The organism is Ectobacillus polymachus, assembly GCF_048159605.1.
GTDB lineage: Bacteria > Bacillota > Bacilli > Bacillales > Bacillaceae_G > Ectobacillus > Ectobacillus polymachus.
Window position 1 is genome coordinate 1 of record NZ_JBLREB010000002.1, and the last position, 26,780, is coordinate 26,780.

The following is a 26,780-nucleotide window of genomic DNA, read 5'->3' on the forward strand; positions in this document are numbered from 1 at the left end:
GCTAGCCCCGAAGGGCTCGCTCGACTTGCATGTATTAGGCACGCCGCCAGCGTTCATCCTGAGCCAGGATCAAACTCTCCATAAAAGTTAAGTTTGTCTAAGCTTATTTAAAAAAACTGACGTTTGTTGTTTTGTTTAGTTTTCAATGTTCATCCGCTGTCTTTCAGCGACTTAAATAATATAACACACATAAACAAAATCGTCAACACTTTTTTATGTTTTAATATATATGACTTGCTGACTTGATTTATTATAAAGACTTCTATTATAAAATGCAACCTATTTTCGATGAGAAATTTATATAATATCTTACAGTGAAAACAACTCCTAGAACATTGTACACTCATATGATCTACTCACGACAAAAAACAGTTACATGAAATTCTTTAAGCAGCGGGATAAAAATAGACCGTTAGATAGAACTGCCTATCTAACGGTCTATTGAGAATGAAAGGTAGGATGTATCTACCACTTCATTTCTTATTCTTCTCCATCTTCATCTACTTCGATGTCATCTTCACGCTGTGCTTTTGCAACCGTAGCAACTTCTTCATTTTCCTTTAAATTAATGAGACGAACTCCTTGTGTATTTCTACCCATACAAGAAATTTGCTCAACAGGAATACGAATCAGAACACCTGCTACTGTAATCAGCATAATATCTTCTTCGCCTTTTACAGACTTAACAGCTACTAGTTTTCCATTTTTATCATTCACATTACAAGTTATCAAGCCTTTTCCGCCACGACTTTGAATTCGATACTCTTCTATCGGTGTACGTTTACCAAATCCATTTTTCGTAACAATTAATACATCTACATTATCTTCTGCAATTTCCATTCCAACAACTTGATCATCATCATGTAATGTGATAGCTTTTACGCCAGCTGCTGTTCTTCCCATAGAACGAACATCTTGTTCATTGAAGCGTATGAGCAGCCCGCCGCTCGTTCCAACAATAATATCTTTATCTCCTGATGTTAATCGAACGGAAATAAGTTCATCTTCTTCTCGTAAGGAAATAGCAATTAATCCATTATTGCGGATATTCGCAAAGGATGAAAGTGGCGTACGCTTAGCAAGCCCTTGCTTCGTAGAAAAGAATAAATAATCCTCGTCCGAAAATTCCTGAATTGGAATCATGGCATTAATCCATTCATCCTTTTCGATTTCTAACAAATTAATAATTGGAATCCCTTTTGCTGTTCTACTATACTCTGGTATTTCATACCCTTTTATACGGTATACTTTTCCTTTATTCGTAAAGAACAGAATATGATTATGTGTAGACGTCGTAAGTAGATGTTCTACAAAATCATCATCATGTGTCCCCATTCCTTGAACGCCTCGTCCATTTCTATTTTGACTTCTATACGTTGAAGTAGGAAGTCTCTTAATATAGCCGTTATGAGTCAAGGAAATAACAATATTTTGTTCGGGAATTAAATCTTCATCCTCGATAGATCCAAATCCACCTGGAACGATTTCTGTTCTGCGCACATCATTGTAACGTTCTTTCACTTCTAGCAATTCTGTGCGAATAATTTCAAGTACTTTTTCTTCACTTGCGAGAATAGCCTTCAATTCTGCAATTAATTGTTGCAATTCTGCATACTCTTCTTCTATCTTCTCGCGTTCTAATCCTGTTAAACGTTGCAAACGCATATCCAAAATAGCTTGTGCTTGCTTTTCGCTTAATCCAAATCGTTCGATCAAACCATTACGAGCAATATCAGCAGTTCGTGAGCTACGGATAAGTGCAATAACTTCATCCAGGTGATCAAGAGCAATACGTAAACCTTCTAAAATATGCGCACGAGCTTCCGCTTTATCTAGCTCAAATGCTGTCCGTCTTCGAATTACTACCTTTTGGTGCTCTAAATAATAATGTAAACTTTGCTTTATATTTAAAACCTTTGGTTCTCCATTAACTAGAGAAAGCATGTTTATACCAAAGCTTGTTTGTAATGCTGTATGCTTATACAAATTATTAAGTAATACATTTGCGTTCGCATCTCTGCGGACTTCCATAACAATATGCATACCATTGCGATCTGATTCATCTCGTAAATCCGTAATACCATCAATTTTCTTATCACGAACAAGCTCAGCAATCTTTTCAATAAGCTTTGCTTTATTTACTTGATAAGGAAGTTCCGTTACAATAATGGATTGCTTTCCATTTCCGCGTTCCTCTATCGACACTTTACCACGTACAAGAATCGATCCTCTTCCTGTTTCATAGGCACGACGAATTCCGCTCTTTCCGATGATCTGTCCAGCGGTAGGAAAATCAGGACCCGGAATGTACTCCATTAGCTCATTAATTGTAATATCTGGATTCTCACTTAATGCTAACACTCCATCAATTACTTCTCCAAGTTGATGAGGAGGAATGTTTGTTGCCATCCCAACCGCAATTCCTGTAGCTCCATTTACGAGAAGATTTGGAAATCTTGCTGGTAAAACGATAGGCTCTCTTTCAGTCCCATCATAGTTATCTTGATAATCAATTGTATTTTTCGAAATATCGCGCAAAAGCTCCATCGATATTTTCGACATTCTCGCTTCTGTATAACGCATTGCTGCAGCAAAGTCACCATCAACAGATCCAAAGTTTCCATGACCATCAATGAGTTCGTAACGTTGGTTAAAGTCCTGCGCCATCCGTACCATCGTAGCATATACGGCTGCATCACCATGTGGATGGTACTTACCAATTACTTCTCCGACAATACGAGCTGATTTTTTATGTGGCTTATCTGATACAATTCCTAAATCATTCATCGCATATAAAATTCTTCGGTGCACAGGCTTTAATCCATCCCGTACATCTGGCAGAGCCCGAGAAACAATGACACTCATCGCATAATCCAAAAAGGATGATCGCATTTCATGACTAATATTTATATCTCGAATCTGGGCTTGTTGTTCGTTATCTGACATCAACTAGCGCCTCCTCTTACGTTTCCGAACATATTTATAGGGCGAGCCCTTAAATATCTAGGTTTTTCACGTATCTAGCATTTTCTTGAATGAAGTTACGACGCGGTTCTACTTTATCGCCCATTAACATTTCAAATGTTTCGTCTACTTCCAGCGCATCTTGTAGGTTTACTTGAAGAAGCAATCGGGCTTCAGGATCCATTGTGGTTTCCCAAAGCTGATCTGGATTCATTTCACCAAGACCTTTGTAGCGCTGGATATTTGGCTTCGGCTGCGCTGGTAATTCCTGCATGATTTTATCTAAATCTTTATCGTTATAAGCGTATAAGATTTTTTTCCCTTGTTGAACTTTAAATAAAGGCGGCTGTGCTATATATACATAGCCGTGTTCAATAATATTACGCATATAACGATAGAAAAACGTTAATAATAAAGTTCGAATGTGTGAGCCATCCACATCCGCATCTGTCATAATGATAATTTTATGATATCTTGCTTTTTCTATATCAAACTCTTCTCCGATGCCTGTTCCGATTGCCGTAACAATGGCACGAATTTCGTTATTAGAAAGAATCTTGTCAAGACGAGCTTTTTCAACGTTAATGATTTTCCCTTTCAGTGGAAGAATTGCTTGGTAATGCCGTTCACGGCCTTGTTTGGCAGATCCTCCGGCTGAATCACCTTCAACGATGTAAATCTCGCTGATAGACGGGTCTTTTGACGTACAATCTGCAAGCTTACCAGGTAAACTTGAAACTTCTAAGGCATTTTTACGTCTCGTTAGCTCACGAGCCTTTTTAGCAGCGACACGAGCTCTGGAAGCCATTAGTCCTTTATCGATAATCTTTCTTGCAACATCCGGATTTTCGAGAAGGAATTTTTCAAATGTTTCTGCGAAAACAGATTCTGTAATCGTTCTTGCTTCACTATTGCCAAGCTTCGTCTTTGTTTGTCCTTCAAATTGAGGATCTGGATGCTTGATAGAAACAATTGCGGTCAATCCTTCACGCACGTCTTCTCCCATTAAGTTATTATTACCATCTTTAAATATTCCGTTCTTTCTTGCATAATCATTAATCACTCGTGTTAAGGCCGTCTTAAATCCTACTTCATGGGTACCGCCTTCATACGTGTGAATATTATTTGCGAACGATAAAATATGGCTTACATATCCTTCGTTGTATTGTAAGGCAACTTCAAGATATATATCATCACGTGTTCCCTCTACGTAGACCGGCTCCTCATGGATAACTTCCTTTGAACGATTTAAATGTTCTACATAGGACTTGATGCCGCCTTCGAAGTGAAATTCTTTCTTTTGTTTCGTTTCTCGCTTATCTTCAATGGTAATACGTAAACCACGATTTAAAAATGCAAGTTCACGCAATCGATTTGCTAATGTATCAAAATCATATTCCGTAGTTTCCGTGAAAATTTCCGCATCTGGTTTAAAACGTGTAGTTGTACCGTTCAATTCTGTTTCTCCAACTACAGCTAAATCAGCAACTGGAATACCACGATGATATTCTTGATAATGTATGTTTCCTTCACGATATACATATACTTCTAATACTTCTGATAACGCATTGACAACAGAAGCTCCGACTCCATGTAATCCGCCGGACACTTTATATCCGCCACCGCCAAATTTTCCACCTGCATGCAGAACTGTCATGATAACTTCAACGGCAGGACGTCCTACTTTTTCTTGAATACCTACCGGAATACCACGACCATTATCCTTTACTGTAATACTATTATCTTCTTCAATAATGACGTTAACTTCATTACAATATCCAGCAAGTGCTTCATCAATACTGTTATCAACAATTTCCCAAACTAGATGATGCAACCCTTTACCACTTGTAGTACCAATGTACATACCAGGACGTTTTCTGACAGCTTCAAGTCCTTCTAATACTTGAATTTGACTTTCATCGTATGCATTCTCTTGTGTTTTCTTTTGTTCCATTGTCACAAACATCACCCACTTTTCCATTTAACGGAAGAAATTTATAACGATCTAATTGACGACTCCATTCGTCACTTGTATCGTCTTCGCTTGCTTGAGTGTTTGATGCTCAATACCATCAACACTTGTTGTCGTTACGAAAGTTTGTACTTTACCTTGTATTGTATTTAATAAATGAGATTGACGATAATCATCTAATTCTGATAAAACGTCGTCTAATAAGAGAATAGGGTATTCGCGTACTTCTGAGTGGATCAATTCAATTTCAGCTAGTTTAAGGGAAAGTGCTGTGGTTCGCTGCTGTCCTTGCGAACCAAAAACCTGCACATTTTTATCATTAACGAAGAAATGTAAGTCATCGCGATGAGGACCAATTAAAGTTGCACCACGAAATAATTCACGCTTTTTTATCGTCTGAAAAGCACCATAGTATTCTTCTTTTATTTTCGACAAATCCGTGGATTCTGATACATCTATGCTCGGTTTATATGCAATTCGCAGCTCCTCTAGCCCTCTACTTATACCATTATGAATGGGAGCTGCCCATTCTTGGAGCATACGAAGAAACTCGAATCTCTTTAGTAAAATTTTCGCTCCATGCTCAATCAACTGAATGGTAAACACATCTAGCATTGCTTCATTGTGTTTACCCTCACTTTGCATCTTCTTTAATAAATGATTTCGTTGCACAAGCACCTTATTATATTGGCTTAACTCATACAGATAGAGAGGCGCAATTTGTCCTAATTCCATATCAATAAAACGCCTTCGAACTTGCGGGCTTCCTTTTACTAGATTCAAATCCTCCGGAGCGAACATGACAACATTCATTTCCCCGATATATTGACTTAGTTTCGATTGTTCTAATTGATTTAATCTCGCTTTTTTTCCCTTTTTGGAAATGAGCAAATCTAGGGTTAGCGATGTATTTCTTTTTTGAAGCTTCCCTTTTATTTTACCATATTCTGCGTCCCATTTGATAAGCTCTCTGTCATTTGACGTTCGATGAGATTTTGCCATAGCTAATACAAAAATTGATTCAATTAAATTCGTTTTACCTTGTGCGTTTTCACCGATAATAACATTCACTTGATCTTCAAATGAGAGCATAAGTTCCTTATAGTTACGAAAATTTTGTAGTGCTAGTTCTTCAATATACAAAGGGATGCCTCCCTTACTTTGCCTTTACTTGAAATGTTCCGAATGACGGAACTTCAACCGTATCATTGCTATAAAGCTTTCTGCCTCGTCTGTTGTCTGCTTCGCCATTGACATACACTTCATGTTCTTGTAAAAACCAGCGAGAAGCTCCTCCAGTATTCACTAAATCAGCAAGCTTCAAAAACTGTCCAAGCGTTATATATTCTGTCGAAATCGATATCACTTTCATAAAAATCGCTCACTTTCTAAAAGTGTTCATTCTTTCATTGTACTAAAAAAATAAATATTAGAAAAGAAATGCTTCAAAAAAGATTATGCAAGAAGGGGAACTTAAAAAAACTAACAGACGAAATGGACCGCTTCAGAAACAGTCATACCATTCTGTAAGTCGGTCCATTTCATAACATATCACAATTTTAAAATATCCCAGTGAACATAAAGTGAAACTTTCCTAGGTGGGGGTTTTCTCTCATCCCCCACCTAGGGTTAGCCCGCCCAATACGGACTTTAACGGGCAGCCCTACCCCACTTAGCCTTCTCCGATTTCTCTAAGTCTTGAAGTGGGGGTCTTACTGCCCGTTAAAGCGGGATAAAAACTTTAGATATTAATACGTACGAACAGGCAAGATTAATTGAACCATACTGTCATCATTAATAGATCGAATTAAAAACGGACGCATAGCTCCTGTAAAACTTGTTTTTATTTCAGTGCTATCTAATACTTTTAATGCATCCATCATATATTTTGCACTGAAGGAAATTTTTAATTCTTCTCCATCAATACTCTCACAAGACAATTCTTCAACAACCTTTCCGATTTCAGGAGAGTTTGAAGAAATTTCAATTTGATTATCTTCAAATGTAGAAAGCTTTACAACATTGTTTCTACCATCCCTTGCGAGTAAGGACGCACGATCAATCGATTGTAGAAAGTCCTTTGTTTTAATAATAATTTCAGTTTTGCTTTCTGTAGGAATAAGTCGAGATGTATCTGGATAGTTTCCTTCCAACAGGCGTGAGTAAAATAGCAAATGCTTTGTTTTAAATAAAACTTGATATTTTGTGATGACAATATCTAATGTTTCTTCCGTGTCATCTAATATTTTGCTAAGTTCATTTAAACTTTTTCCTGGAATGACCACATTGGCTTGAAATGATTCAGGAAGAGCATTTCCCAAAATAGTCGCCTTTCGCAAAGCAAGTCTATGACTATCTGTAGCAACGCATGTTAATTCCTTGTTACACACGCTCCAGTTTACACCTGTCAAGATTGGCCGGGTTTCAGACGTAGAAACAGCATATACGGTTTGGCGAATCATGTGTTTTAATAAATCCGTCGGTAGTTGAAATACTTGATTTTCTTCCAGTTGAGGAAGTAATGGATATTCATCTGGATCTAATCCGTTCAAATTAAATTCTGATTTTCCAGATTTAATATGGGTTGAAAAATGATTCTCTACACGAATTTCTACCGTATCCTTTGGCAGCTTTTTGACAATTTCACTAAAATATTTTGCTTGTAAGACAATGTTGCCAGGCTGAGTAATTGTTACAATTTCATTTCCATCTTCTTCAATAGGAATAAAAGATTCAATTGAAATATCTGAATCGCTTCCTGTTAAAGTAACTCCTTCATGATTAGCTACGATTTTTATTCCTGTTAGGATAGGGATAGTTGTTCGAACGGACACGGCTTTCATGACATCTTGCACACTTTTTACAAGATAATCTTTTTGAATGATAAAATGCATGACGAAAAAAACCTCCTACATGTTCAAAATGAAGTGTATTTAATTAAATTAATAATAATAAAAAATAGTAGTAATAGTAATAGTACTTGTGGATATGTGGATAAGCCTACTTTAGCAAGGAAAAAACAGTCTATCCACATGTTGATAGACTGTGAGTAATTAACAAGATATTATTCACATTATTCTATTGTTTGAGTATCTCACAGATTTCCTCGATTTGCTTTTGCAGATGTACATCTGTTTTGACAAGGCGAGAAATTTTTTCATGAGCATGAATCACAGTTGTATGATCTCTACCTCCGAATTCTTCTCCTATTTTAGGAAGAGAGGAATCTGTAAGCTCCCGTGATAAATACATAGCGACTTGACGTGGAAACGCTACTGACTTCGTCCGTTTCTTTGCTTTAAAATCCTCTAGTTTTATTTGAAACACTTGCCCGACTACTTTTTGAATATCATGAATGTAAATAGTCTTTGGCTTTGAGTTTGGAATAATATCTTTAAGTGCTTCAGCTGCAAGGTCCGCATTAATATCTTTATTAATTAAAGAAGAATAAGCTACGACGCGAATAAGAGCACCTTCTAGCTCACGGATGTTGCTATCGATTTGGTTTGCAATATATAGCATCACTTCATTTGGGATATCCAAGCCTTCAGCACGTGCTTTTTTTCGTAGAATGGCAATCCGCGTTTCTAAATCTGGAGGCGTAATATCCGTAATGAGACCCCATTCAAAACGGGAACGCAGGCGATCTTCCAGAGTAGGGATTTCTTTCGGCGGACGATCACTTGAGATGACAATTTGTTTACTTTCTTCGTGAAGTGCATTAAAGGTATGGAAAAATTCTTCTTGTGTTTGTTCTTTTCCCGCTAAAAATTGAATATCGTCAATTAGAAGAACGTCTACATTTCGATATTTATTTCGGAAATCTACCGCCTTATTATCACGAATGCTATTAATAAATTCATTTGTAAATTTTTCAGATGATAGGTATACAACCTTCGCATTCGGATTATGCTCTATAACATAGTGGCCAATAGCGTGCATAAGATGTGTTTTCCCTAAACCAACACCCCCGTATATAAATAACGGGTTGTATGCTTTTGCTGGTGCTTCTGCTACTGCTAATGAAGCTGCATGAGCAAAGCGATTACCAGATCCAATTACGAAGGTATCGAACGTATACTTTGGATTTAGCATACTTTGTGTGAAGTGGTTAGGTTCATCATGCATAGCTTTCTTTTTATTTGGCGGTGAGTACTCAAAGTCTTCCTCAGATTGACTTTGAGGAATGATAAAACGAACTTCTAGCTCTTCTCCTGTTACTTGGTATAACGTTTCAGAAATTAGTTCAGAATAATGAGATTCGAGCCAATCTCGGGCAAATTCATTTGGAGCTGTTATAGTTAAATGATTTTTTTTAAGAGCATAAGCTTTCGTTGACTTTAACCAGGTTTCGAAGCTAGGCTTACTCACTTTTTTTTCGAGCTGCTTCAATGTTTGATCCCATAAGTCATCTATATTTTCCAAGTGGTGTCCCTCCTTCTTTCTATAATGGGTCAAATATTGTACAAGTTTTGTACAACCAGAACATATCATGAATAAACATACGAATATGATCAAAAATAAATTAGTGCAATATAGAATCTATTAAATATATCTACAAAAAACTGCATTGTGGACAAGTCGTTATGCACATGTGTAAAAAACATGTCCACATGTTATGCACAATCTGTGGATAACAGTAGACTGTGGAAAACTTGTCCGAAGGTGAAAACACAAATATGATATCAAAAAAAGAGTGTAATATCAATTTGTTTCGTCAAGTTATCCACAAAAAGAACATTATTCGAGCTTTTTTTATCAACAATAGGAGAATTTGTGTAAAAACAAAAAAAATACTGTGGATATTTCGATTTTCCTTTTTTTATTATCCACAAAAGTATAGAATGTTTAGTATAAGCTTGTGGATGAGATAATTAGAAAGGAATATATTAGGGCATTGACTTTTAGAGGGGAAATTTACTATAATTTATTAGACTGTCTGTAACAGTTATTCCTCAGGGAGGTGTCATATACATGAAACGTACGTATCAACCAAATAAACGTAAGCGCAGCAAAGTACATGGTTTTCGTAGCCGTATGAGTACAAAGAACGGCCGTAGAGTTCTTGCAGCTCGTCGCCGCAAGGGAAGAAAAGTATTATCTGCGTAGACCACTGATCGTTCAGTGGTCTTTTTTCTAGTAATGTATCCTTTCCACTGGCGATATACAGGAGTGTTGAACAGATGAAGAAAAAAAACCGTATTAAAAAAAACTTGGATTTTCAAGAAGTATTTAAAACAGGAGTATCACAGGCTAATCGCCAATTTGTTATGTATTATTTAAATAAACCGGGTCAAGAGCATTTTCGTATTGGTCTTTCAGTTAGTAAAAAAATAGGAAATGCTGTGGTACGGAACAAAATCAAGAGAATGATAAGACAAGTCTTTACAGATTACAAAGATTGCATAGATTCTGAAAAAGATTTTGTTATAATAGCAAGGAAGCCTTGTACAGATATGACGTACGAGCAATTTAAGGGAAGTTTAATCCACGTGCTTCGCAAATCTGGTATTCATTTGTCGCATCAGGAGCGGAAAAATGAAGAGATTTAATGATCGACATACTTATTAAGGGAGGAAATAGTACGTGAAAAAGAAAATTACTTTTCTGGTTATGCTGATCGGACTTGTTTCAGTTGTTAGTGGCTGTAATCAAGTAAACCAGCCGATTACGCCAGAAAGCACGGGTATTTGGAATCAGTTCTTCGTATATCCGCTTTCTCAAGTTCTTACATATTTTGCAAATCTCTTTAACAAAGATTACGGGTTATCGATTATTATCGTAACGCTTCTTGTCCGCCTAGCTTTGTTACCACTTATGATCAAGCAAACAAGAAGTACAAAAGCAATGCAAGCACTGCAGCCAGAAATGGTGAAGTTGCGTGAAAAATATAGCAGTAAAGATAAAGCTACTCAAACTAAGCTTCAACAAGAAACAATGAAATTGTATCAAGAATATGGTGTCAATCCTTTAGCAGGATGTTTACCTGTATTGATACAAATGCCAGTGTTATTTGCTTTTTACCATGCAATTATGCGTACCCCAGAAATCAAACTACATAGTTTTCTTTGGCTACAGCTGGGAACTCCCGATCACTTGTATATTCTACCTATATTAGCGGGTGTTACGACATTTATACAACAGAAAATTGCCATGGCAGGAAATGATAATCCGCAAATGGCCATGATGCTTTGGCTTATGCCGATTATGATTACTGTTTTCGCTATTCAATATCCATCGGCGCTTTCGTTATACTGGGTGGTAGGGAATATCGTTAGTATCGCACAAACCTATTTTATTAGAGGTCCTGTAGTGAAGCCTGCTGAATCTGTTAAGGCAAAAGGCTCTAAGAAGTAAATAAAAAAGATATATTGTTTATGGAAATTTTTGTAAAAATTGCTAGGATAAAAATCGAATGCTTTGGTTTTTTAAAATAATGGAAAATCCGTTAACCTCATTGAAGGTTAACGGATTTTTTTATGTTTCGTTTTTAAAGTAATTTTTTACAGCTAATACATGGGATGATTGATCCTTAAGGAAGGTTATTAACATCACCCTGAATACAATTCGTTTATCCACAGTGGATAAGTTTACGGTTATTTTTCAGAGGATATAATAGATTGAGTTAATATTCTTTTTTCGTGGTCATCGTTATGGTATGCTATTTGTTTAGTGAATGAAAAAAATATAATTAACATAGAAGTACCCAAGAGGAGCAGTGAGGTGAAAGAAAATGGAATTTGATACGATAGCAGCGATTAGCACAGCACTAGGAGAAGGCGCTATTGCCATTGTGCGAGTAAGCGGAGCAGAAGCAATCGAAAAGGTAAATCGTATTTTTAAAGGGCAAGACTTGTCCGAGGTGCCTTCTCATACGATTCAGTATGGACATATTGTTGATACGAGTACCAATCATACAATTGAAGAAGTAATGGTGTCGATCATGCGCGCACCGAGAACCTTTACACGCGAGGATGTGGTAGAGGTAAATTGTCATGGCGGCATTGTGTCAGTAAATCGTGTATTGCAGCTTATTTTAGCGCAAGGGGTACGATTAGCTGAACCTGGTGAATTTACGAAGCGTGCATTTTTAAACGGCCGTATTGATTTGTCGCAAGCAGAAGCAGTAATGGATTTGATACGTGCTAAAACAGATCGTGCTATGAATGTAGCCATGAATCAAATAGAAGGACGCTTGTCTAAGCTCATTCAGAAACTGCGTAAGCAATTAATTGAAACGGTTGCCCATGTAGAGGTAAACATTGATTACCCCGAATATGATGATGTGGAGCAAATGACCCATGATGTACTTCTTGTACAGGCAGAAGCAGTTCGAAATGAAATTCGTAGATTATTGGAAACGGCAAAGCAAGGGAAAATTTTACGAGAAGGAATTGCTACAGCTATTATAGGACGTCCAAATGTAGGAAAGTCCTCTCTATTAAACAGTCTTATCCAGGAAATGAAAGCAATTGTTACTGATATCGCAGGCACAACGCGTGATATAATAGAAGAATATGTGAATGTCAAGGGAGTCCCGCTCCGTTTAATAGATACTGCAGGTATTCGGGAAACCGAGGATATTGTTGAGAAAATTGGGGTAGAACGTTCGAAAGATATGCTCCAAAAAGCGGATCTCGTGTTACTTGTATTAAATTATAATGAACAGCTATCTTCAGAGGACGAAGAGCTGTTTGCAGTAATTAAAGAAAAAGAAAGTATTATCATCGTAAATAAAACGGATTTACCGGAAAAAATTGATATGCAGCGCGTACAGGAATTAGCAAGTGGCGCTCCTATTATTACAACAGCTCTTCTTGAAGAAAAAGGAATCGAAGAGCTCGAACAAGCAATAGCCGATGTATTTTTAGAAGGAAAAATGGAAGCAGGGGATTTAACTTACGTTTCTAATACACGTCATATTGGACTATTGCAGCAGGCAGAAACAACGATATCTGATGCAATTGAAGCCATTTATAATGGTGTTCCTATTGATTTGGTACAAATTGATATTACAAGAACGTGGGAAATACTTGGTGAAATTATTGGGGACACTGTGCAAGATAGCCTAATTGACCAATTGTTTTCTCAGTTTTGTTTAGGAAAATAATAGCAAGGGAGGAATTAGAAATGGAATATGAAGCTGGTTCATATGACGTCATCGTAGTCGGTGCAGGTCATGCTGGCTGTGAAGCAGGTCTTGCTGCTGCACGTATGGGAGCCAAAACTTTGCTCTTAACAATAAATCTAGATATGGTAGCGTTTATGCCATGCAATCCATCGGTTGGAGGTCCTGCAAAGGGGATTGTAGTCCGTGAAATCGATGCGTTAGGCGGAGAAATGGGACGCAACATTGATAAAACTTATATTCAAATGAGAATGCTAAATACTGGTAAAGGTCCGGCTGTTCGTGCACTTCGGGCCCAAGCAGATAAATTTGCATATCAGCATGAAATGAAAAATACGATTGAAAATACCCCTAATATAACACTACGTCAAGGTATGGTCGAACGTCTAATAGTTGAGGATGGACAATGTAACGGTGTTATTACACACACCGGTGCTGTTTACAAGGCGAAAACGGTAGTCATTACAACGGGTACGTACTTACGCGGTGAAGTGATTATTGGAGAATTAAAATATTCAAGTGGTCCTAACAATCAGCAGCCTGCTGTGAAATTATCGCAGCATTTAGAGGAGCTTGGATTGGAATTGGTTCGTTTTAAAACCGGAACACCTCCACGTGTGAATGGTCAAACGATTGATTATAGCAAAACAGAAATACAACCTGGTGATGATGTTCCTCGTGCCTTTTCATTTGAAACAACAACCTTTATGATGGATCAAATTCCATGTTGGCTTACCTATACAAGCGAAGAAACGCATCAATTAATTGATGCTAACCTTCATCGTTCTCCTATGTTTTCTGGTATGATTAAGGGCAGAGGTCCGCGGTATTGTCCTTCTATTGAAGATAAGATTGTTCGCTTTCATGATAAACCAAGACATCAGCTGTTCTTAGAACCAGAAGGTCGTAATACGAAGGAAGTTTATGTACAAGGCTTGTCCACGAGTCTTCCTGAAGATGTACAACGTAATATTTTAAAAACGATTCCTGGACTTGAGAATGTAGAAATGATGCGAACGGGTTATGCGATTGAATACGATGCGCTTGTTCCAACACAGTTATGGCCTACATTAGAAACGAAAAATATAAAGAATCTATATACTGCTGGTCAAATTAACGGAACTTCTGGCTATGAAGAAGCAGCAGGTCAAGGAATTATGGCTGGAATTAATGCTGCATGCCGGGCCATTGGAAAGAAAGAAGTAATTTTAGATCGCTCCGATGCCTACATTGGTGTGTTAATTGATGACCTAGTAACGAAAGGAACGAATGAGCCTTATCGTCTTCTTACCTCTCGTGCTGAATATCGCTTACTTCTCCGCCATGATAATGCAGATTTACGTTTAACGGAAATTGGTCATGAAATTGGGCTCATATCAGAAGAAAGATACGAACGGTTTGTTACGAAAAAGGAAAAGATTGAAAAGGAAATAGCTCGACTTCATGCAACGATTATTAAACCAAAAGCTGAAGTACAGGAGCTCATTCGAAATGCAGGCGGCAGTGAATTAAAGGATGGCATTCGCGCTAGCGATTTACTTCGAAGAACGGAAATGGCGTACGAACATATAAAGGTACTTATACCTAGCGAAGAGCCGATTGAAGATGAAATTGCAGAACAAGTTGAAATTCAAATTAAATATGAAGGATATATCGAAAAATCCTTACAGCAAGTGGAACGTATGAAGAAAATGGAAGATAAAAAAATTCCAGCAGATATCGATTACGAGGCTATCACAGGCATTGCTACAGAAGCACGTCAAAAATTAAAGGCTGTGCAGCCATTGTCCGTTGGGCAGGCTTCTCGTATTTCAGGAGTAAATCCTGCAGACATCTCAATTTTACTTGTCTATATAGAGCAAGGGAAAATTGCAAGAGTATCGAACCAATAAACAGGTAGGAGATTTATAGTATGAATATGCAACTTTTCCAATCCATGCTTGAGGAAAAAGGGATTGTCCTTTCTCCTCAGCAGCTAAATCAATTTGAGACCTACTACAAACTGCTAGTAGAATGGAACGAAAAAATGAATTTAACTGCAATTACAGACAAAGAAGAAGTGTATTTGAAACATTTTTTTGATTCCATTACTGCTGCTTTTTATTATGATTTATCTAAACCTTTTTCTCTTTGTGATATCGGGGCAGGTGCAGGATTTCCTAGTTTACCGTTAAAAATTTGCTTTCCACAACTGCAGGTTACGATAGTAGATTCATTGCAAAAACGAATTACATTTTTAAATCATCTAGCTAATGAGCTACAGCTTGAGAATGTTGCTTTTTATCACGATCGCGCTGAAACGTTTGGAAGAAAAGAAGGAATGCGAGAATCGTTTGATATCGTCACTGCTCGTGCAGTTGCTCGTCTATCCGTTTTAAGTGAACTATGCCTTCCATTGGTAAAGGCTGGTGGTGTATTCATTGCGATGAAAGGTGCCGCAGCTAATGAAGAAATAGAAAATGGAATGCATGCAGTTCAAGTTCTCGGCGGAGAAATACGTGATAGAAATACTTTTCGTTTACCGATTGAGGAGAGCGAGCGAAACATCATCATTATTGAAAAAGTGAGAAAAACACCAAAGAAATATCCACGTAAACCAGGTACACCTAACAAATTACCTATTGAAAAGTAAATCTTTTTCGAATTATGATGGAATTGTATATGTAGCGACCTAATGTTTCACGTGGAACATTTCTTGTTTAGCATTCAATAGAAGGTGGTGGAGTAGTATGAAACATACATTTTCTCGTCTGCTTGGTTTTGGAGACAAGGACGATTTGATAGATCAGGATGAAAGTCAAGAAGAAATACGTGATGAGATTATTCAAATACCGATAGTAAATATTATTCCAAATCGTTATCAGCCTCGCACAGTATTTAATGATGAGCGTATCAATGAATTGGCTTTAACAATTCGTACTCATGGTATCATTCAACCAATTGTGGTTCGAATGTATGAAGAAGATAAATATGAAATTATTGCAGGTGAAAGAAGATTCCGTGCTGTTTCAAAGCTTGGCTGGGAAACGATACCTGCTATCGTAAGAAATATGAATGATAAGGAAACTGCTTCCGTTGCTCTAATTGAAAACCTGCAACGTGAAGAGCTATCAGCTATTGAAGAAGCAGTTGCATATCAAAAATTATTAGATTTACATAACTTGACACAAGAAGCTCTTGCACAGCGTCTCGGAAAGGGACAATCGACAGTTGCAAATAAACTACGTCTGCTAAAGCTTCCTGAACGAGTAAAGGAAGCTTTGTTAGATAAAGCTATAACCGAACGTCATGCCCGTGCACTTATCCCATTAAAAGAAGAAGAATTACAGGTGAAAATTCTTCAAGATATATTAGATTTACATTTAAATGTAAAACAAACTGAGGAACGAGTTGCTAAGGCGATGCAGCCGAATGAACCAAAGCCAAAGCAAAGAAGGAAAGCTGTAAGTCGTGATATGAGAATTGCTATGAATACAATTCGACAATCGCTACAAATGGTAGAAAACACCGGATTAAAGGTTAATTCTGAGGAACAAGAGTTTGAAGAATACTATCAAATTACGATTAAAATTCCAAAAAACAGATAGTTTTTTCTTTGTATTAACCTCTTCCTTTATAGAAGAGGTTTTTTGTTATGTTACCTACATAAAAATGTAAGGATGATAGATTTATTAGTCTTTTTCATAGCTTTCATTTAAAAGTGCACAGTGATTTCTTGCTTCGTTTTACATATGTGTATGGACTTCATTTTTTTAGAAGGATTTTTAACTGGAAATTTTGAACTTTTATACAGAATCCAACGGAAAATATTCTAATTCATGATACAATTAGCTTACATCAAACTCATAGGGTAGAAAGTAGAGGGTAGGTGACACCATGGGTAAAATCATTTCGATTGCCAATCAAAAAGGCGGAGTTGGTAAGACGACAACCTCCGTTAATTTGGGAGCAGCATTAGCCCAATTAGGTAAAAAGGTTCTGCTTGTAGATATTGACGCACAAGGCAATGCTACAACAGGAGTAGGACTTGAGAAATCCGAATTAAAGCAGTGTGTATATAATATACTCGTTGAAGATGAGGATGTTCGCGATATCATAAAGCCAACAGCAATGGAAGGCTTATTTGTTATTCCGGCAACGATTCAATTGGCAGGAGCAGAAATTGAGCTTGTCCCGACTATTTCTCGTGAAGTTCGTCTTAAACGAGCACTTCAGCCAGTTCGCGAAGAATATGATTATATTATCATTGATTGTCCTCCATCTCTCGGTCTATTAACGATTAATGCACTTACTGCATCTGATTCGGTTATTATTCCCGTACAATGTGAATATTACGCCTTAGAGGGATTAAGTCAGCTTTTGAATACGGTACGACTCGTACAAAAGCATCTGAATAAAAGCTTAGCCATACAAGGCGTGCTATTAACGATGCTAGATGCAAGAACAAACTTAGGACTTCAAGTAATTGATGAAGTGAAGAAGTATTTCAGAGATAAAGTATATCGTTCGATTATTCCTAGAAATATTCGTCTTAGTGAAGCGCCAAGTCATGGAAAACCAATCTTGTTGTATGATGCTAAGTCAAAGGGTGCAGAAGTTTATTTAGATTTAGCAAAGGAAGTGATCGCAGGTGGCTAAAGGCCTAGGGAGGGGAATTCAAGCACTATTCCCTGATTTAGAAGTGAATGAAGAGGAAGTTGTTCGTGATATTCCATTGCAGCAAGTACGTCCGAACCCTTATCAACCTCGTAAATACTTCTCCAACGAAGCGATTCAAGAATTGACAGATTCGGTTAAAGAACATGGTGTCCTGCAGCCAATCATCGTTCGAAAAAGCATAAAAGGTTTTGAAATTGTAGTAGGCGAACGCAGATTTCGAGCTGCAAAAGAAGCAGGGCTTGAAACAATTCCAGCAGTCGTTCGTAGATTAAATGATCAACAAATGATGGAATTAGCATTATTAGAGAACTTGCAACGTGAAGATTTAACGCCTATTGAAGAAGCAAATGCTTATCAAAAACTTATGGATGAGTTAAAGCTAACACAAGAGCAACTGGCAAAACGATTAGCGAAAAGCAGACCGCATATTTCAAATCATATACGTCTTCTCACACTTCCTACATACGTTCAAGAACTTATATCTGAAGGAGAACTTTCCATGGGACATGGACGAACACTTCTAAGCCTAAAGGATAAATCGAAATTACAGGCTGTGATTAGTCGTATCCAAAAAGAAAGTTTAAATGTGAGACAATTAGAGCAGTTAATTCAGCAAATGAATCAAAATGTTCCACGTGAAACAAAAAAGGAAAAAAGAGAGCAAAATATTTTTTATGTGGAACAGGAAAATGTATTACGGGAACGATTTGGTACAGCTGTTAAAATTAAAGAAAATAACAACAAAGGGAAAATCGAAATCGAGTTCTTTAATGAGCAAGATTTACAACGAATTCTAGATGTGTTAGCAGGAGAATAATAGAATTTTTCCTCTGTAGTTAAGATAGAAAGAGGTGATTCAAGAGTATTACTCTTTGTGAATCATCTCTTTCGTTTTTTTACGGTAAGAAATCATTCGATCCGTTTGATGGATACTTGTAGCAATGACATGTGCCATTTTCATAACTAAATGCAATCTTGTATTTTGGAGAACGAAAAACTCCATAAATCCATTTGTGTTAACAATGCCGTGTATATGCATATTTCCAATTGATGGAAGGTTCTTGTTCATTGCAGCACCCGGTTTACATGGACCTTTTCCTATCATAATGCTTCCAACGTGTTGTGTTTTGCCTAAACATGCATCAATAGCAATGATATAGGGATTTGTATATCTTTCTGAAATACTCGTTATCGTTTCTTCTAAGTTTAAAGCATGCACGGGTTTTTCTAATGTTCCATACAAATGAAAATTTTCCATTTTTCTTTCTTCTAGCTTAGAACCCACTAATGGACCTAAAGAATCACCAGTAGAACGGTCACTTCCAATACATATTAAAACAATCGGTGCTATTACATCTGAAGGTACGAATCCATCTAATGTTTTACTCAATTGATTACATACATCATGTTCATCATAAAATAATGAAAAGGACTGTTTATCAAGAAACGGAAATGGTAAACGAAATGATCCTGCGCTCACGAACATCCATCCTTTTATAGAATAGTAACATTATATCGGGATTTCCGTCTTTTTATACTCGATAAGGCAATGAAAAATATAAAACTGTAATTATTTTTTACAGATGTAATGAAAATTTCTGTTACAATTATAAAATGAAATGCTCAAAAACTAAGGAGAGGTTACGATAATGAGTTGGTTTAAAACAACGTATGTTCAGTTGATGAGCTTCCTAGTAGACCCAAAAATATGGATAAATATTTCTATAGGATTAGCGAAGATTATATTTATTCTTGTAGCTGCAAATATCGCAGTGCGTATTGGAAAAGCGATTATCCGAAATGCCTTTAAAATAAACGCGAAGTCACCTATTTCTTTATCAAAAAGAAGAACGACTACAGTTGCAAGGCTTCTTCAAAATGTCCTTACGTATGTGGTGTACTTTGTTGTTATTATTATGATATTAGGTGTACTCGGAATTGAAACGAAGGGGCTTTTAGCTGGAGCTGGAGTACTTGGGTTAGCCATAGGTTTCGGCGCTCAAAACCTCGTACGAGATATAATTACTGGTTTTTTTATTTTGTTAGAGGATCAATTTTCGGTTGGGGATTATGTAAAGCTAGGTAAATTTGAAGGTGTTGTGCAAGAAATTGGATTGCGAACGGTGAAGGTTAAAAATTGGACCGGTGAGATTCACATTCTTCCAAACGGAAGTATAAAGGAAGTTACAAATTATTCATTAACGAATAGTATTGCCTTTGTTGATGTTGGTGTTTCGTATGATAGTGATATCAATCATGTAGAGCGTGTAATAGAGGAATTACTAAAAGAGCTTCCAATGAAGTATGAACAAATGATTAAGCCTCCTGAATTACTTGGCATTCAAAATTTAGGTGCATCTGATGTTGTTCTTCGTGTTGTTGCGGAGGTCCATCCGATGCAGCATTTTGCTGTTGCAAGAGCACTGCGAAAGGAAATTAAGCTAAGACTTGATGAAGAAGGTATTGAAATTCCGTATCCTCACATGATTTTGTACAATCGTGAAGAAGTTGAAAGTCAAAAAGCAAATTGACTGTAAGAGGTGAATTTTGTATGGTAGAAAAGGAATTTGGGTTAAATGACGTAGTAGAAATGAAAAAAGCACATCCATGTGGTACGAATCGTTGGAAAGTCATTCGTATGGGAATGGATATTCGAATTAAGTGCGAAGGATGCGGACATTCTGTACTCATTCCGCGACGAGATTTTGCAAGAAAAATGAAGAAGGTATTAGTGAAAGGTGAAAGCCAAGATTAAGCACCGCCATAGGGTTTACCAATGCTGGTTTGGCTTGTCAATTAGTAACGAACTATCTATAATGATGAAAGATTACAAATACGTATAGCTTTTCCAAACGAAGGATGGCGGATCCTGAATAAGTCTTTTTATGAATAGGCATCATCTATTATTTGTAAAGATGCATCGTGTTAGGGAAGCTTTCATTTAGGAGTGAATAAGGATGGGATTAACAGCTGGTATCGTTGGTTTACCAAATGTCGGAAAATCAACGCTGTTTAACGCAATAACACAAGCTGGTGCGGAATCTGCGAACTATCCGTTCTGTACCATAGATCCGAACGTAGGTATTGTTGAAGTTCCAGACTCACGGTTAAATAAATTAACGGAACTCGTACTACCGAAGAAGACAGTACCGACCGTTTTTGAATTTACTGATATTGCTGGAATTGTAAAAGGGGCTAGCAAAGGCGAAGGTCTTGGGAATAAATTTTTAGCACATATTCGTCAAGTAGACGCAATTTGCCAAGTTGTTCGCTGCTTTGAAGATGAAAATATTACGCATGTTTCTGGTAAAGTAGATCCTGTTTCGGATATAGAAACGATAAACCTTGAGTTAGTTTTGGCCGACTATGAAACCATTGAAAAGCGTATTGAACGAGTTGGAAAACTTGCTAAGCAAAAAGATAAAGAAGCTGTTATAGAATATAGCATTCTAGAACGATTAAAGGATGCATTTGAACAAAATCAACCAGCACGTACTGTAGAATTTACAGCTGAAGAGATGAAGCTTGTTAAAACTCTGCACCTTCTTACTATTAAACCAATGCTATATGTTGCAAATGTAAGTGAAGATGATGTGATGGATCCTTCTGATAATGAGTATGTAAAGAGAGTAAGAGAGTTTGCTGCTGCAGATAACGCTGAAGTTATTGTCGTGTGTGCGAAGGTTGAAGCAGAAATTTCTGAGCTAGAAGACGATGAAAAGAAAATGTTCTTGCAGGAGCTAGGCATTGAGGAGTCTGGATTGGATCAACTTATTCGCGCCACTTATCATCTTCTTGGTCTTGCTACTTATTTCACAGCAGGTGTTCAAGAGGTTCGTGCATGGACCTTTAAAAAAGGAATGAAAGCACCTCAATGTGCAGGCGTCATTCATACTGATTTTGAGCGAGGCTTTATTCGAGCAGAAACAGTTTCGTACGAAGATTTAGTTCAACATGGTTCCATGAATGCAGCTAGAGAAGCTGGACGTGTTCGACTTGAAGGAAAAGACTATGTTGTACAAGATGGAGATGTTATGCATTTCCGATTTAATGTGTAAGGATTTAAATATAAAGGCTTACCTTTACTTTATAGAGAGTAAAACACGAGCACTTTACTTATATAAAAATACATTTTTACACCTTGGGAATGGCATAAAATTATATGTATTATCGCAAAATGATGTAATAGAAGAGAGATTTTCTTCTTTTGCGTCATTTTCTTTTTCATATTAGAATAAAGTTGCTTCCAATACATGACTATGCTATAATTTAAACTCGTGAGTAATTGATAAATTGCTCCTTGCCCATAATTGGGCCGTTTAGTCCAAAAGGAGGTGACTGTGATGAAAAAGTATGAAGTTATGTATATCATCCGTCCAAACATTGAAGAAGAAGCGAAGAAAGCATTAGTTGAACGTTTCTCTAACGTGTTAACTGACAATGGTGCGGAAATTACGAACGTTAAGGAATGGGGTAAGCGCCGCTTAGCTTATGAAATTAACGACTTCCATGATGGTTTCTACATGATTTTAACTATCAATTCTTCTGCAGCTGCAGTTCAAGAATTTGATCGTTTAGCTAAGATCAGTGAAGATATCATTCGTCATATTGTTGTAAAAGAAGAAGAATAAGATTAATGAATATATAAGGGGAGTGGTTCGGTTGTTGAATCGCGTTATACTCGTTGGACGCTTAACAAAAGATCCAGACTTACGATACACACCAAATGGCATCGCAGTAGCTACTTTCACATTAGCAGTGAATCGGACATTTTCGAATCAGCAAGGCGAACGCACAGCTGATTTTATTAACTGTGTAGTATGGCGTAAGCAAGCTGAGAATGTGGCAAATTTTTTGAAAAAAGGTAGTCTTGCTGGTGTAGATGGACGTCTTCAAACTCGTAATTATGATGGACAAGATGGTAAACGTGTATATGTAACAGAAGTGGTTGCTGACAACGTTCAATTCTTGGATACTAAGTCTAGCAGTGAACAACGCGGATCGTATAATTCTCAACCTGCTGGTTCCGGCTTTGGAAACCAAGGACCACAAAATAACCCATTTGGATCTTCCAATAATTCTCAACCGGGAATTACTAAAAATGATGATCCATTTGCAAATGCAGGTCATCCAATCGATATTTCGGATGATGACCTACCATTTTAATTAATAAAAATAGAATGGAGGGAATATGATGGCTCCTGGACGTAAAGGTGGTCGCGCTAAACGTCGTAAAGTTTGTTACTTTACTTCAAATGGTATCACACACATTGACTTTAAAGATGTAGAACTTCTTAAACGCTTCGTTTCTGAACGCGGTAAGATTTTACCTCGTCGTGTAACTGGTACTAGCGCAAAATACCAACGCAAACTTACAATTGCAATCAAACGTGCTCGTCAAATGGCATTGCTTCCATATGTTGCTGAATAAGCACTGTGAAAATGCACAGTAGGGAATTATCTCTACTGTGCATTTTACTATGCACAGTATTTTTTAGTACCATAGAAACATGCAGATGTCATATTTTGAGAGCCGTATAAAAGAGCAAAAGATGGAAAGATGAGGATATATAATGAAAAATATTAGGTGGATTACCGAGGGCGCAGTTTTACTTGCAGTGTATGTTGTTTTATTTCTTGCAACACTATATTTGCCAATTGTGGGTATTATTCTTCCGTTTACATTACCTATTCCTTTTCTCATTTTTGCAATGAGACATGACTGGAAATATTCGTTGATTCTGTTGTTTGCTGCTTCGCTTGTTTCCATGTTAGTAAGCTCTCCGCTTACGATTTCAACAGCCATTATGTTTGGTACAACGGGAATTGTACTTGGTATAATGTATAAGAATAAAAAGAGTGCTTTGCAGCTCTTAGTGGTAGCAGCCTTGATTTATACTGTTAATTTAGTTGTAATTTATGTCATTAGTGTTACTTTTTTTTCATACAATTTTATTCAACAATCACAGGACCTTGTGATGCAATCTATTACAGGCTCCGAGAACTTTATGCGATCCACAGGACTTCCTGTCAATGAAGCGCAGCTTACGCAAATGAAGCAGCTACCGAAAATCATTGGATATGCATTTCCATCGTTAGTCATTATGGGATCGTTTATGATGTCATGGTTTACGCTTCTCATTGCTGCACCTATTTTAAAACGTTTACGCTTTGAAGTTCAGCCATGGCCACCGTTTCGAGATTTACAGCTTCCAAGAAGCGTATTATTTTACTATGTAATTTTTCTAATTTTAGCTATGTTTATGAATGTCCAAGAAGGCTCCTATTTATATACTGCAATTCTTAACTTAAATCTTATTTTACCCTTATTAATGGCAATACAAGGATTCTCTTTTCTGTTTTTCTATAGTTATAAAAAAGAATATCCAAAATTTATACCAATTGTCATCGTTATCTTTTCATTCTTCATTCCATTCTTATTTTCTCTTGTAAGTTTCTTAGGTATAATTGATTTAGGTTTTTCTTTGCGAAGTCGATTAAAATAAGTGTATTGTAACTCTGTTCACTGGTTATTCCAGGTTAATCTTTTGCATCGGCCTTAATGATAGTTGTTAGGATTTGAATTATAGAAGGAAGCTTCAGCTTGGGGCAAGTATCTTATAGGAGTTGAACGTATGCCAGAGTTTTATAAGAAACAGAAGTTTCTGTATCCTATTTATTCGTTAGCGTTCTTAGCTCTCGTTACCATTGCAGTACTTACGTATCATGACTGGATAGTCGGGATTCTGGCTCTTGTTATTTTTTGTTTCGTCATCTTTTTTTTAATTAAGTTCGAATTGCTTTTTCGTAAAAATTTAAAGCAGTATACAACTAGCATGATATCGAGAGTAAGAAAAGTAAATGATGAGGCATTAAATCAAATGCCAATTGGTATTTTGCTTTATAACAGAGAATTTGTCATAGATTGGGCAAATCCGTATCTGTCTTCATGTTTTGGCTACCAACCCCTTGTTGGGTGGCATTTATATGATTTATCAGAACCGCTTCTGCTTTGTGTGAAAGGAGAAACGGACGAAGATATCATTAACTTGAATAAACGGAAGTATCGTATTTTTGTTCGTCGTGAAGAAAAACTCGTTTATTTTTTTGATGTGACGGAACAAACACAAATAGAGAAGATGTACGAAGACCAAAGAACGGTTTTAGCTGTTATTCTACTTGATAATTATGACGAAGTTACACAGGGGCTAGACGATCAAGTTCGTATTTCTATTACGAGTCGTGTAACATCTCTATTAAATGAGTGGGCGTTAAAATATGGTATGTATTTAAAGCGTGTTTCTTCGGAACGGTACTTTGCGGTGTTAAACGAAAGTATTCTTTCGCAACTCGAGAAAAGTAAATTCGATATTTTAGATCAAGTTAGAGAGGAAACATCCAAGAGACATGTGCCACTTACACTAAGCATTGGGTTAGGATCAGGGGCCACGCTTCTTCCTGAGTTAGGAAGTATTGCACAATCTGGGCTGGATTTAGCACTAGGAAGAGGCGGAGACCAGGTAGCTATTAAGCAGGCTGTAGGTAAAGTCAAATTCTATGGCGGCAAAACGAATCCAGTTGAAAAACGTACGAGGGTGAGAGCACGAGTCATTTCTCACGCCCTTAAAAATTTAGTGTTAGAAAGCAATAACGTTATTATTATGGGACACAAATTGCCTGATATGGATGCAATCGGTGCTGCCATCGGCATTTTGAAAATAGCAGAACTTAATGAACGTGACGGTTATATTGTGATAGAAGAAGATGGGCTAGATCAAGGAGTAAAGCATCTTATTAGTGAAATTAAGAAAAATCCAGATCTATGGTCACGCTTTATTAGTAGAGATAAGGCATTAGAGCTCGCCTCTGAAGAATCACTCCTTGTCGTTGTCGATACGCATAAGCCATCTATGGTAATAGAAGGACGTCTGCTTCATACAATTGAAAACGTCGTGGTCATTGATCATCATCGCCGTGCGGAAGAGTTCATTCAAGATCCAATTCTCGTCTATATGGAGCCCTATGCGTCTTCTACATCGGAGCTCGTAACGGAATTACTTGAATATCAGCCAAATCGGTTAAAAATGAATATGGTCGAAGCAACAGCCCTTCTTGCTGGTATAATAGTAGATACAAAAAGCTTTACATTTCGAACGGGTGCTCGTACATTTGATGCTGCCTCGTTTCTTCGTTCACACGGAGCAGATACGATACTCGTACAAGAGTTTTTAAAGGAAGATATGAATCATTACTTGCAGATTGCAAGAACGATTCAGCACGCTTATATTTATAAGAAAGGAATCGCCATCACGACGGCAGAGGAAGATGAAATCTATGACCAGGTGCACATTGCACAGGTTGCTGATACGCTTCTCTCCTTAACGAATGTGGTTGCTTCTTTCGTCATTGCAAGACGAAGTGAACGAATGATTGGAATTAGTGCTCGTTCGCTCGGAAAGATAAACGTGCAAATTATCATGGAAAACTTAGGTGGAGGCGGACATTTAACAAATGCTGCTACCCAAATACAAGAGGTCACGATAGCGGATGCCAAGCAAATGGTACAACGCGTCATTGACGAGTATTTAGAAGGAGGTACAAATTCATGAAAGTTATTTTTCTAAAGGATGTAAAAGGGAAAGGCAAAAAAGGCGAGGTCAAAAATGTAGCAGACGGCTACGCACAAAACTTTTTACTTAAACAAGGGTTAGCTACTGAAGCTAGCAATTCAAATATAAACGTTCTGCAAGCACAAAAGCGTAAGGAAGAAAAAGAAGCAGAGCAAGAATTACAACACAGTCAAGAGTTAAAAGAAAAGATTGAAAGTATCACAGTGGAATTAAAAGCAAAATCAGGCGAAGGCGGCCGTTTATTCGGTTCTATTTCTAGCAAGCAAATTGCAGAAGAATTACTAAAAGCTTATGGTATAAAAATTGATAAGCGTAAATTAGAAATGGAAGATAGTATTCGTGCATTAGGACATACGAACATAGTAGTAAAGCTACATCCACAAGTTACAGCAAAGCTAAAAGTTCACGTGGGGGAACAATAAATATA

General features: G+C 37.1%; 25 protein-coding genes and 1 rRNA gene. 18 read left to right on the forward strand and 8 right to left on the reverse strand.

All coding sequences use genetic code 11. From position 1 onward, the window contains the following. The 7 genes from ACM5BR_RS10655 to dnaA form a co-directional block, all read right to left on the reverse strand. Positions 1-85, reverse strand: a 16S ribosomal RNA gene (locus ACM5BR_RS10655); the annotation flags it as partial. A 395-nt stretch (positions 86-480) separates the two neighbouring features. Then, positions 481-2,946, reverse strand: a complete 2,466-nt coding sequence (gene gyrA / locus ACM5BR_RS10660) for a DNA gyrase subunit A (protein WP_416827894.1) — start codon at positions 2,944-2,946, stop codon at positions 481-483. Between the two features lie 49 nt (positions 2,947-2,995). Continuing rightward, the gene (gene gyrB / locus ACM5BR_RS10665; RefSeq protein WP_416827895.1) at positions 2,996-4,918 is read right to left on the reverse strand and encodes a DNA topoisomerase (ATP-hydrolyzing) subunit B; all 1,923 of its coding nucleotides are present in this window, start codon (positions 4,916-4,918) and stop codon (positions 2,996-2,998) included. Between the two features lie 51 nt (positions 4,919-4,969). Then, positions 4,970-6,079, reverse strand: coding sequence for a DNA replication/repair protein RecF (recF, locus tag ACM5BR_RS10670; protein WP_416827896.1), 1,110 nt, complete (start codon positions 6,077-6,079; stop codon positions 4,970-4,972). 13 nt (positions 6,080-6,092) lie between these two features. Further along, positions 6,093-6,308 carry a S4 domain-containing protein YaaA gene (gene yaaA / locus ACM5BR_RS10675; protein ID WP_416827897.1) on the reverse strand — a complete coding sequence of 72 codons (216 nt, stop codon included), beginning with the start codon at positions 6,306-6,308 and terminating at the stop codon, positions 6,093-6,095. A gap of 376 nt (positions 6,309-6,684) precedes the next feature. Beyond that, entirely contained in the window at positions 6,685-7,830 is a 1,146-nt protein-coding gene (gene dnaN, locus ACM5BR_RS10680; protein WP_416827898.1) for a DNA polymerase III subunit beta, read from the reverse strand. 184 nt (positions 7,831-8,014) lie between these two features. Then, complete coding sequence (gene dnaA / locus ACM5BR_RS10685) at positions 8,015-9,361, reverse strand: chromosomal replication initiator protein DnaA (RefSeq protein ID WP_416827899.1); 1,347 nt, start codon at positions 9,359-9,361, stop codon at positions 8,015-8,017. A gap of 549 nt (positions 9,362-9,910) precedes the next feature. Here dnaA and rpmH point away from each other — a divergent pair. The 9 genes from rpmH (at position 9,911) to ACM5BR_RS10730 (ending at position 18,540) form a co-directional block, all read left to right on the forward strand. Further along, a complete protein-coding gene (rpmH, locus tag ACM5BR_RS10690) occupies positions 9,911-10,045 on the forward strand; it encodes a 50S ribosomal protein L34 (RefSeq protein WP_416827900.1) in 135 nt (44 codons plus the stop codon). A 74-nt stretch (positions 10,046-10,119) separates the two neighbouring features. Next, positions 10,120-10,488 (forward strand): ribonuclease P protein component, encoded by a 369-nt coding sequence (rnpA, locus tag ACM5BR_RS10695; RefSeq protein WP_416827901.1) that lies wholly within the window; start codon positions 10,120-10,122, stop codon positions 10,486-10,488. A gap of 34 nt (positions 10,489-10,522) precedes the next feature. After that, entirely contained in the window at positions 10,523-11,293 is a 771-nt protein-coding gene (gene spoIIIJ, locus ACM5BR_RS10700) for a YidC family membrane integrase SpoIIIJ (RefSeq protein ID WP_416827902.1), read from the forward strand. Between the two features lie 376 nt (positions 11,294-11,669). Continuing rightward, positions 11,670-13,046 carry a tRNA uridine-5-carboxymethylaminomethyl(34) synthesis GTPase MnmE gene (gene mnmE / locus ACM5BR_RS10705; protein ID WP_416827903.1) on the forward strand — a complete coding sequence of 459 codons (1,377 nt, stop codon included), beginning with the start codon at positions 11,670-11,672 and terminating at the stop codon, positions 13,044-13,046. A gap of 20 nt (positions 13,047-13,066) precedes the next feature. Continuing rightward, positions 13,067-14,956 carry a tRNA uridine-5-carboxymethylaminomethyl(34) synthesis enzyme MnmG gene (gene mnmG / locus ACM5BR_RS10710; protein WP_416827904.1) on the forward strand — a complete coding sequence of 630 codons (1,890 nt, stop codon included), beginning with the start codon at positions 13,067-13,069 and terminating at the stop codon, positions 14,954-14,956. Between the two features lie 20 nt (positions 14,957-14,976). Beyond that, positions 14,977-15,696 carry a 16S rRNA (guanine(527)-N(7))-methyltransferase RsmG gene (rsmG, locus tag ACM5BR_RS10715; RefSeq protein WP_416827905.1) on the forward strand — a complete coding sequence of 240 codons (720 nt, stop codon included), beginning with the start codon at positions 14,977-14,979 and terminating at the stop codon, positions 15,694-15,696. A gap of 97 nt (positions 15,697-15,793) precedes the next feature. After that, positions 15,794-16,651 (forward strand): nucleoid occlusion protein, encoded by an 858-nt coding sequence (noc, locus tag ACM5BR_RS10720; protein WP_416827906.1) that lies wholly within the window; start codon positions 15,794-15,796, stop codon positions 16,649-16,651. 289 nt (positions 16,652-16,940) lie between these two features. Beyond that, positions 16,941-17,702, forward strand: a complete 762-nt coding sequence (locus ACM5BR_RS10725; protein WP_416827907.1) for a ParA family protein — start codon at positions 16,941-16,943, stop codon at positions 17,700-17,702. After that, the gene (locus ACM5BR_RS10730; RefSeq protein ID WP_416827908.1) at positions 17,695-18,540 is read left to right on the forward strand and encodes a ParB/RepB/Spo0J family partition protein; all 846 of its coding nucleotides are present in this window, start codon (positions 17,695-17,697) and stop codon (positions 18,538-18,540) included. Before ACM5BR_RS10725 ends, ACM5BR_RS10730 begins: the two co-directional genes overlap by 8 nt. 48 nt (positions 18,541-18,588) lie before the next feature. Here the strand turns inward: ACM5BR_RS10730 and yyaC are convergent, their stop codons facing one another. Next, entirely contained in the window at positions 18,589-19,203 is a 615-nt protein-coding gene (yyaC, locus tag ACM5BR_RS10735) for a spore protease YyaC (RefSeq protein WP_416827909.1), read from the reverse strand. A gap of 169 nt (positions 19,204-19,372) precedes the next feature. On the opposite strand from yyaC, the gene ACM5BR_RS10740 reads away from it, so the two are divergent. The 9 genes from ACM5BR_RS10740 (at position 19,373) to rplI (ending at position 26,775) form a co-directional block, all read left to right on the forward strand. Further along, the gene (locus ACM5BR_RS10740; protein WP_416827910.1) at positions 19,373-20,254 is read left to right on the forward strand and encodes a mechanosensitive ion channel family protein; all 882 of its coding nucleotides are present in this window, start codon (positions 19,373-19,375) and stop codon (positions 20,252-20,254) included. Positions 20,255-20,274: 20 nt separating this feature from the next. Next, positions 20,275-20,478, forward strand: a complete 204-nt coding sequence (locus ACM5BR_RS10745) for a DUF951 domain-containing protein (protein WP_416827911.1) — start codon at positions 20,275-20,277, stop codon at positions 20,476-20,478. Positions 20,479-20,680: 202 nt separating this feature from the next. Beyond that, positions 20,681-21,781 (forward strand): redox-regulated ATPase YchF, encoded by a 1,101-nt coding sequence (gene ychF / locus ACM5BR_RS10750; protein WP_416827912.1) that lies wholly within the window; start codon positions 20,681-20,683, stop codon positions 21,779-21,781. A gap of 285 nt (positions 21,782-22,066) precedes the next feature. Continuing rightward, positions 22,067-22,354, forward strand: a complete 288-nt coding sequence (rpsF, locus tag ACM5BR_RS10755; protein WP_416827913.1) for a 30S ribosomal protein S6 — start codon at positions 22,067-22,069, stop codon at positions 22,352-22,354. A gap of 31 nt (positions 22,355-22,385) precedes the next feature. Further along, positions 22,386-22,889 (forward strand): single-stranded DNA-binding protein, encoded by a 504-nt coding sequence (gene ssb, locus ACM5BR_RS10760; RefSeq protein WP_416827914.1) that lies wholly within the window; start codon positions 22,386-22,388, stop codon positions 22,887-22,889. A 28-nt stretch (positions 22,890-22,917) separates the two neighbouring features. Continuing rightward, positions 22,918-23,154: a 30S ribosomal protein S18 gene (rpsR, locus tag ACM5BR_RS10765; protein ID WP_416827915.1), complete on the forward strand. Its 237-nt coding sequence runs from the start codon at positions 22,918-22,920 to the stop codon at positions 23,152-23,154. Between the two features lie 142 nt (positions 23,155-23,296). Continuing rightward, complete coding sequence (locus ACM5BR_RS10770; RefSeq protein ID WP_416827916.1) at positions 23,297-24,229, forward strand: YybS family protein; 933 nt, start codon at positions 23,297-23,299, stop codon at positions 24,227-24,229. A gap of 129 nt (positions 24,230-24,358) precedes the next feature. After that, positions 24,359-26,332, forward strand: coding sequence for a DHH family phosphoesterase (locus tag ACM5BR_RS10775; protein WP_416827917.1), 1,974 nt, complete (start codon positions 24,359-24,361; stop codon positions 26,330-26,332). After that, positions 26,329-26,775 (forward strand): 50S ribosomal protein L9, encoded by a 447-nt coding sequence (rplI, locus tag ACM5BR_RS10780; protein ID WP_416827918.1) that lies wholly within the window; start codon positions 26,329-26,331, stop codon positions 26,773-26,775. Before ACM5BR_RS10775 ends, rplI begins: the two co-directional genes overlap by 4 nt. Positions 26,776-26,780: the final 5 nt, after the last annotated feature.

Excerpts from the sequence above, each read along its gene's own strand:
- gyrA (WP_416827894.1), bottom strand. The coding sequence starts at position 2,946 with ATGTCAGATAACGAACAACAAGCCCAGATTCGAGATATAAATATTAGT.
- ychF (WP_416827912.1), top strand. The coding sequence starts at position 20,681 with ATGGGATTAACAGCTGGTATCGTTGGTTTACCAAATGTCGGAAAATCA.
- mnmE (WP_416827903.1), top strand. The coding sequence starts at position 11,670 with ATGGAATTTGATACGATAGCAGCGATTAGCACAGCACTAGGAGAAGGC.
- rpsF (WP_416827913.1), top strand. The coding sequence starts at position 22,067 with ATGAAAAAGTATGAAGTTATGTATATCATCCGTCCAAACATTGAAGAA.
- noc (WP_416827906.1), top strand. The coding sequence starts at position 15,794 with ATGAAACATACATTTTCTCGTCTGCTTGGTTTTGGAGACAAGGACGAT.
- ACM5BR_RS10775 (WP_416827917.1), top strand. The coding sequence starts at position 24,359 with ATGCCAGAGTTTTATAAGAAACAGAAGTTTCTGTATCCTATTTATTCG.
- ACM5BR_RS10770 (WP_416827916.1), top strand. The coding sequence starts at position 23,297 with ATGAAAAATATTAGGTGGATTACCGAGGGCGCAGTTTTACTTGCAGTG.
- rpmH (WP_416827900.1), top strand. The coding sequence starts at position 9,911 with ATGAAACGTACGTATCAACCAAATAAACGTAAGCGCAGCAAAGTACAT.
- yaaA (WP_416827897.1), bottom strand. The coding sequence starts at position 6,308 with ATGAAAGTGATATCGATTTCGACAGAATATATAACGCTTGGACAGTTT.
- ACM5BR_RS10745 (WP_416827911.1), top strand. The coding sequence starts at position 20,275 with ATGGTAGAAAAGGAATTTGGGTTAAATGACGTAGTAGAAATGAAAAAA.
- rsmG (WP_416827905.1), top strand. The coding sequence starts at position 14,977 with ATGAATATGCAACTTTTCCAATCCATGCTTGAGGAAAAAGGGATTGTC.
- rplI (WP_416827918.1), top strand. The coding sequence starts at position 26,329 with ATGAAAGTTATTTTTCTAAAGGATGTAAAAGGGAAAGGCAAAAAAGGC.
- ACM5BR_RS10740 (WP_416827910.1), top strand. The coding sequence starts at position 19,373 with ATGAGTTGGTTTAAAACAACGTATGTTCAGTTGATGAGCTTCCTAGTA.
- mnmG (WP_416827904.1), top strand. The coding sequence starts at position 13,067 with ATGGAATATGAAGCTGGTTCATATGACGTCATCGTAGTCGGTGCAGGT.
- rpsR (WP_416827915.1), top strand. The coding sequence starts at position 22,918 with ATGGCTCCTGGACGTAAAGGTGGTCGCGCTAAACGTCGTAAAGTTTGT.
- ACM5BR_RS10725 (WP_416827907.1), top strand. The coding sequence starts at position 16,941 with ATGGGTAAAATCATTTCGATTGCCAATCAAAAAGGCGGAGTTGGTAAG.
- gyrB (WP_416827895.1), bottom strand. The coding sequence starts at position 4,918 with ATGGAACAAAAGAAAACACAAGAGAATGCATACGATGAAAGTCAAATT.
- dnaN (WP_416827898.1), bottom strand. The coding sequence starts at position 7,830 with ATGCATTTTATCATTCAAAAAGATTATCTTGTAAAAAGTGTGCAAGAT.
- rnpA (WP_416827901.1), top strand. The coding sequence starts at position 10,120 with ATGAAGAAAAAAAACCGTATTAAAAAAAACTTGGATTTTCAAGAAGTA.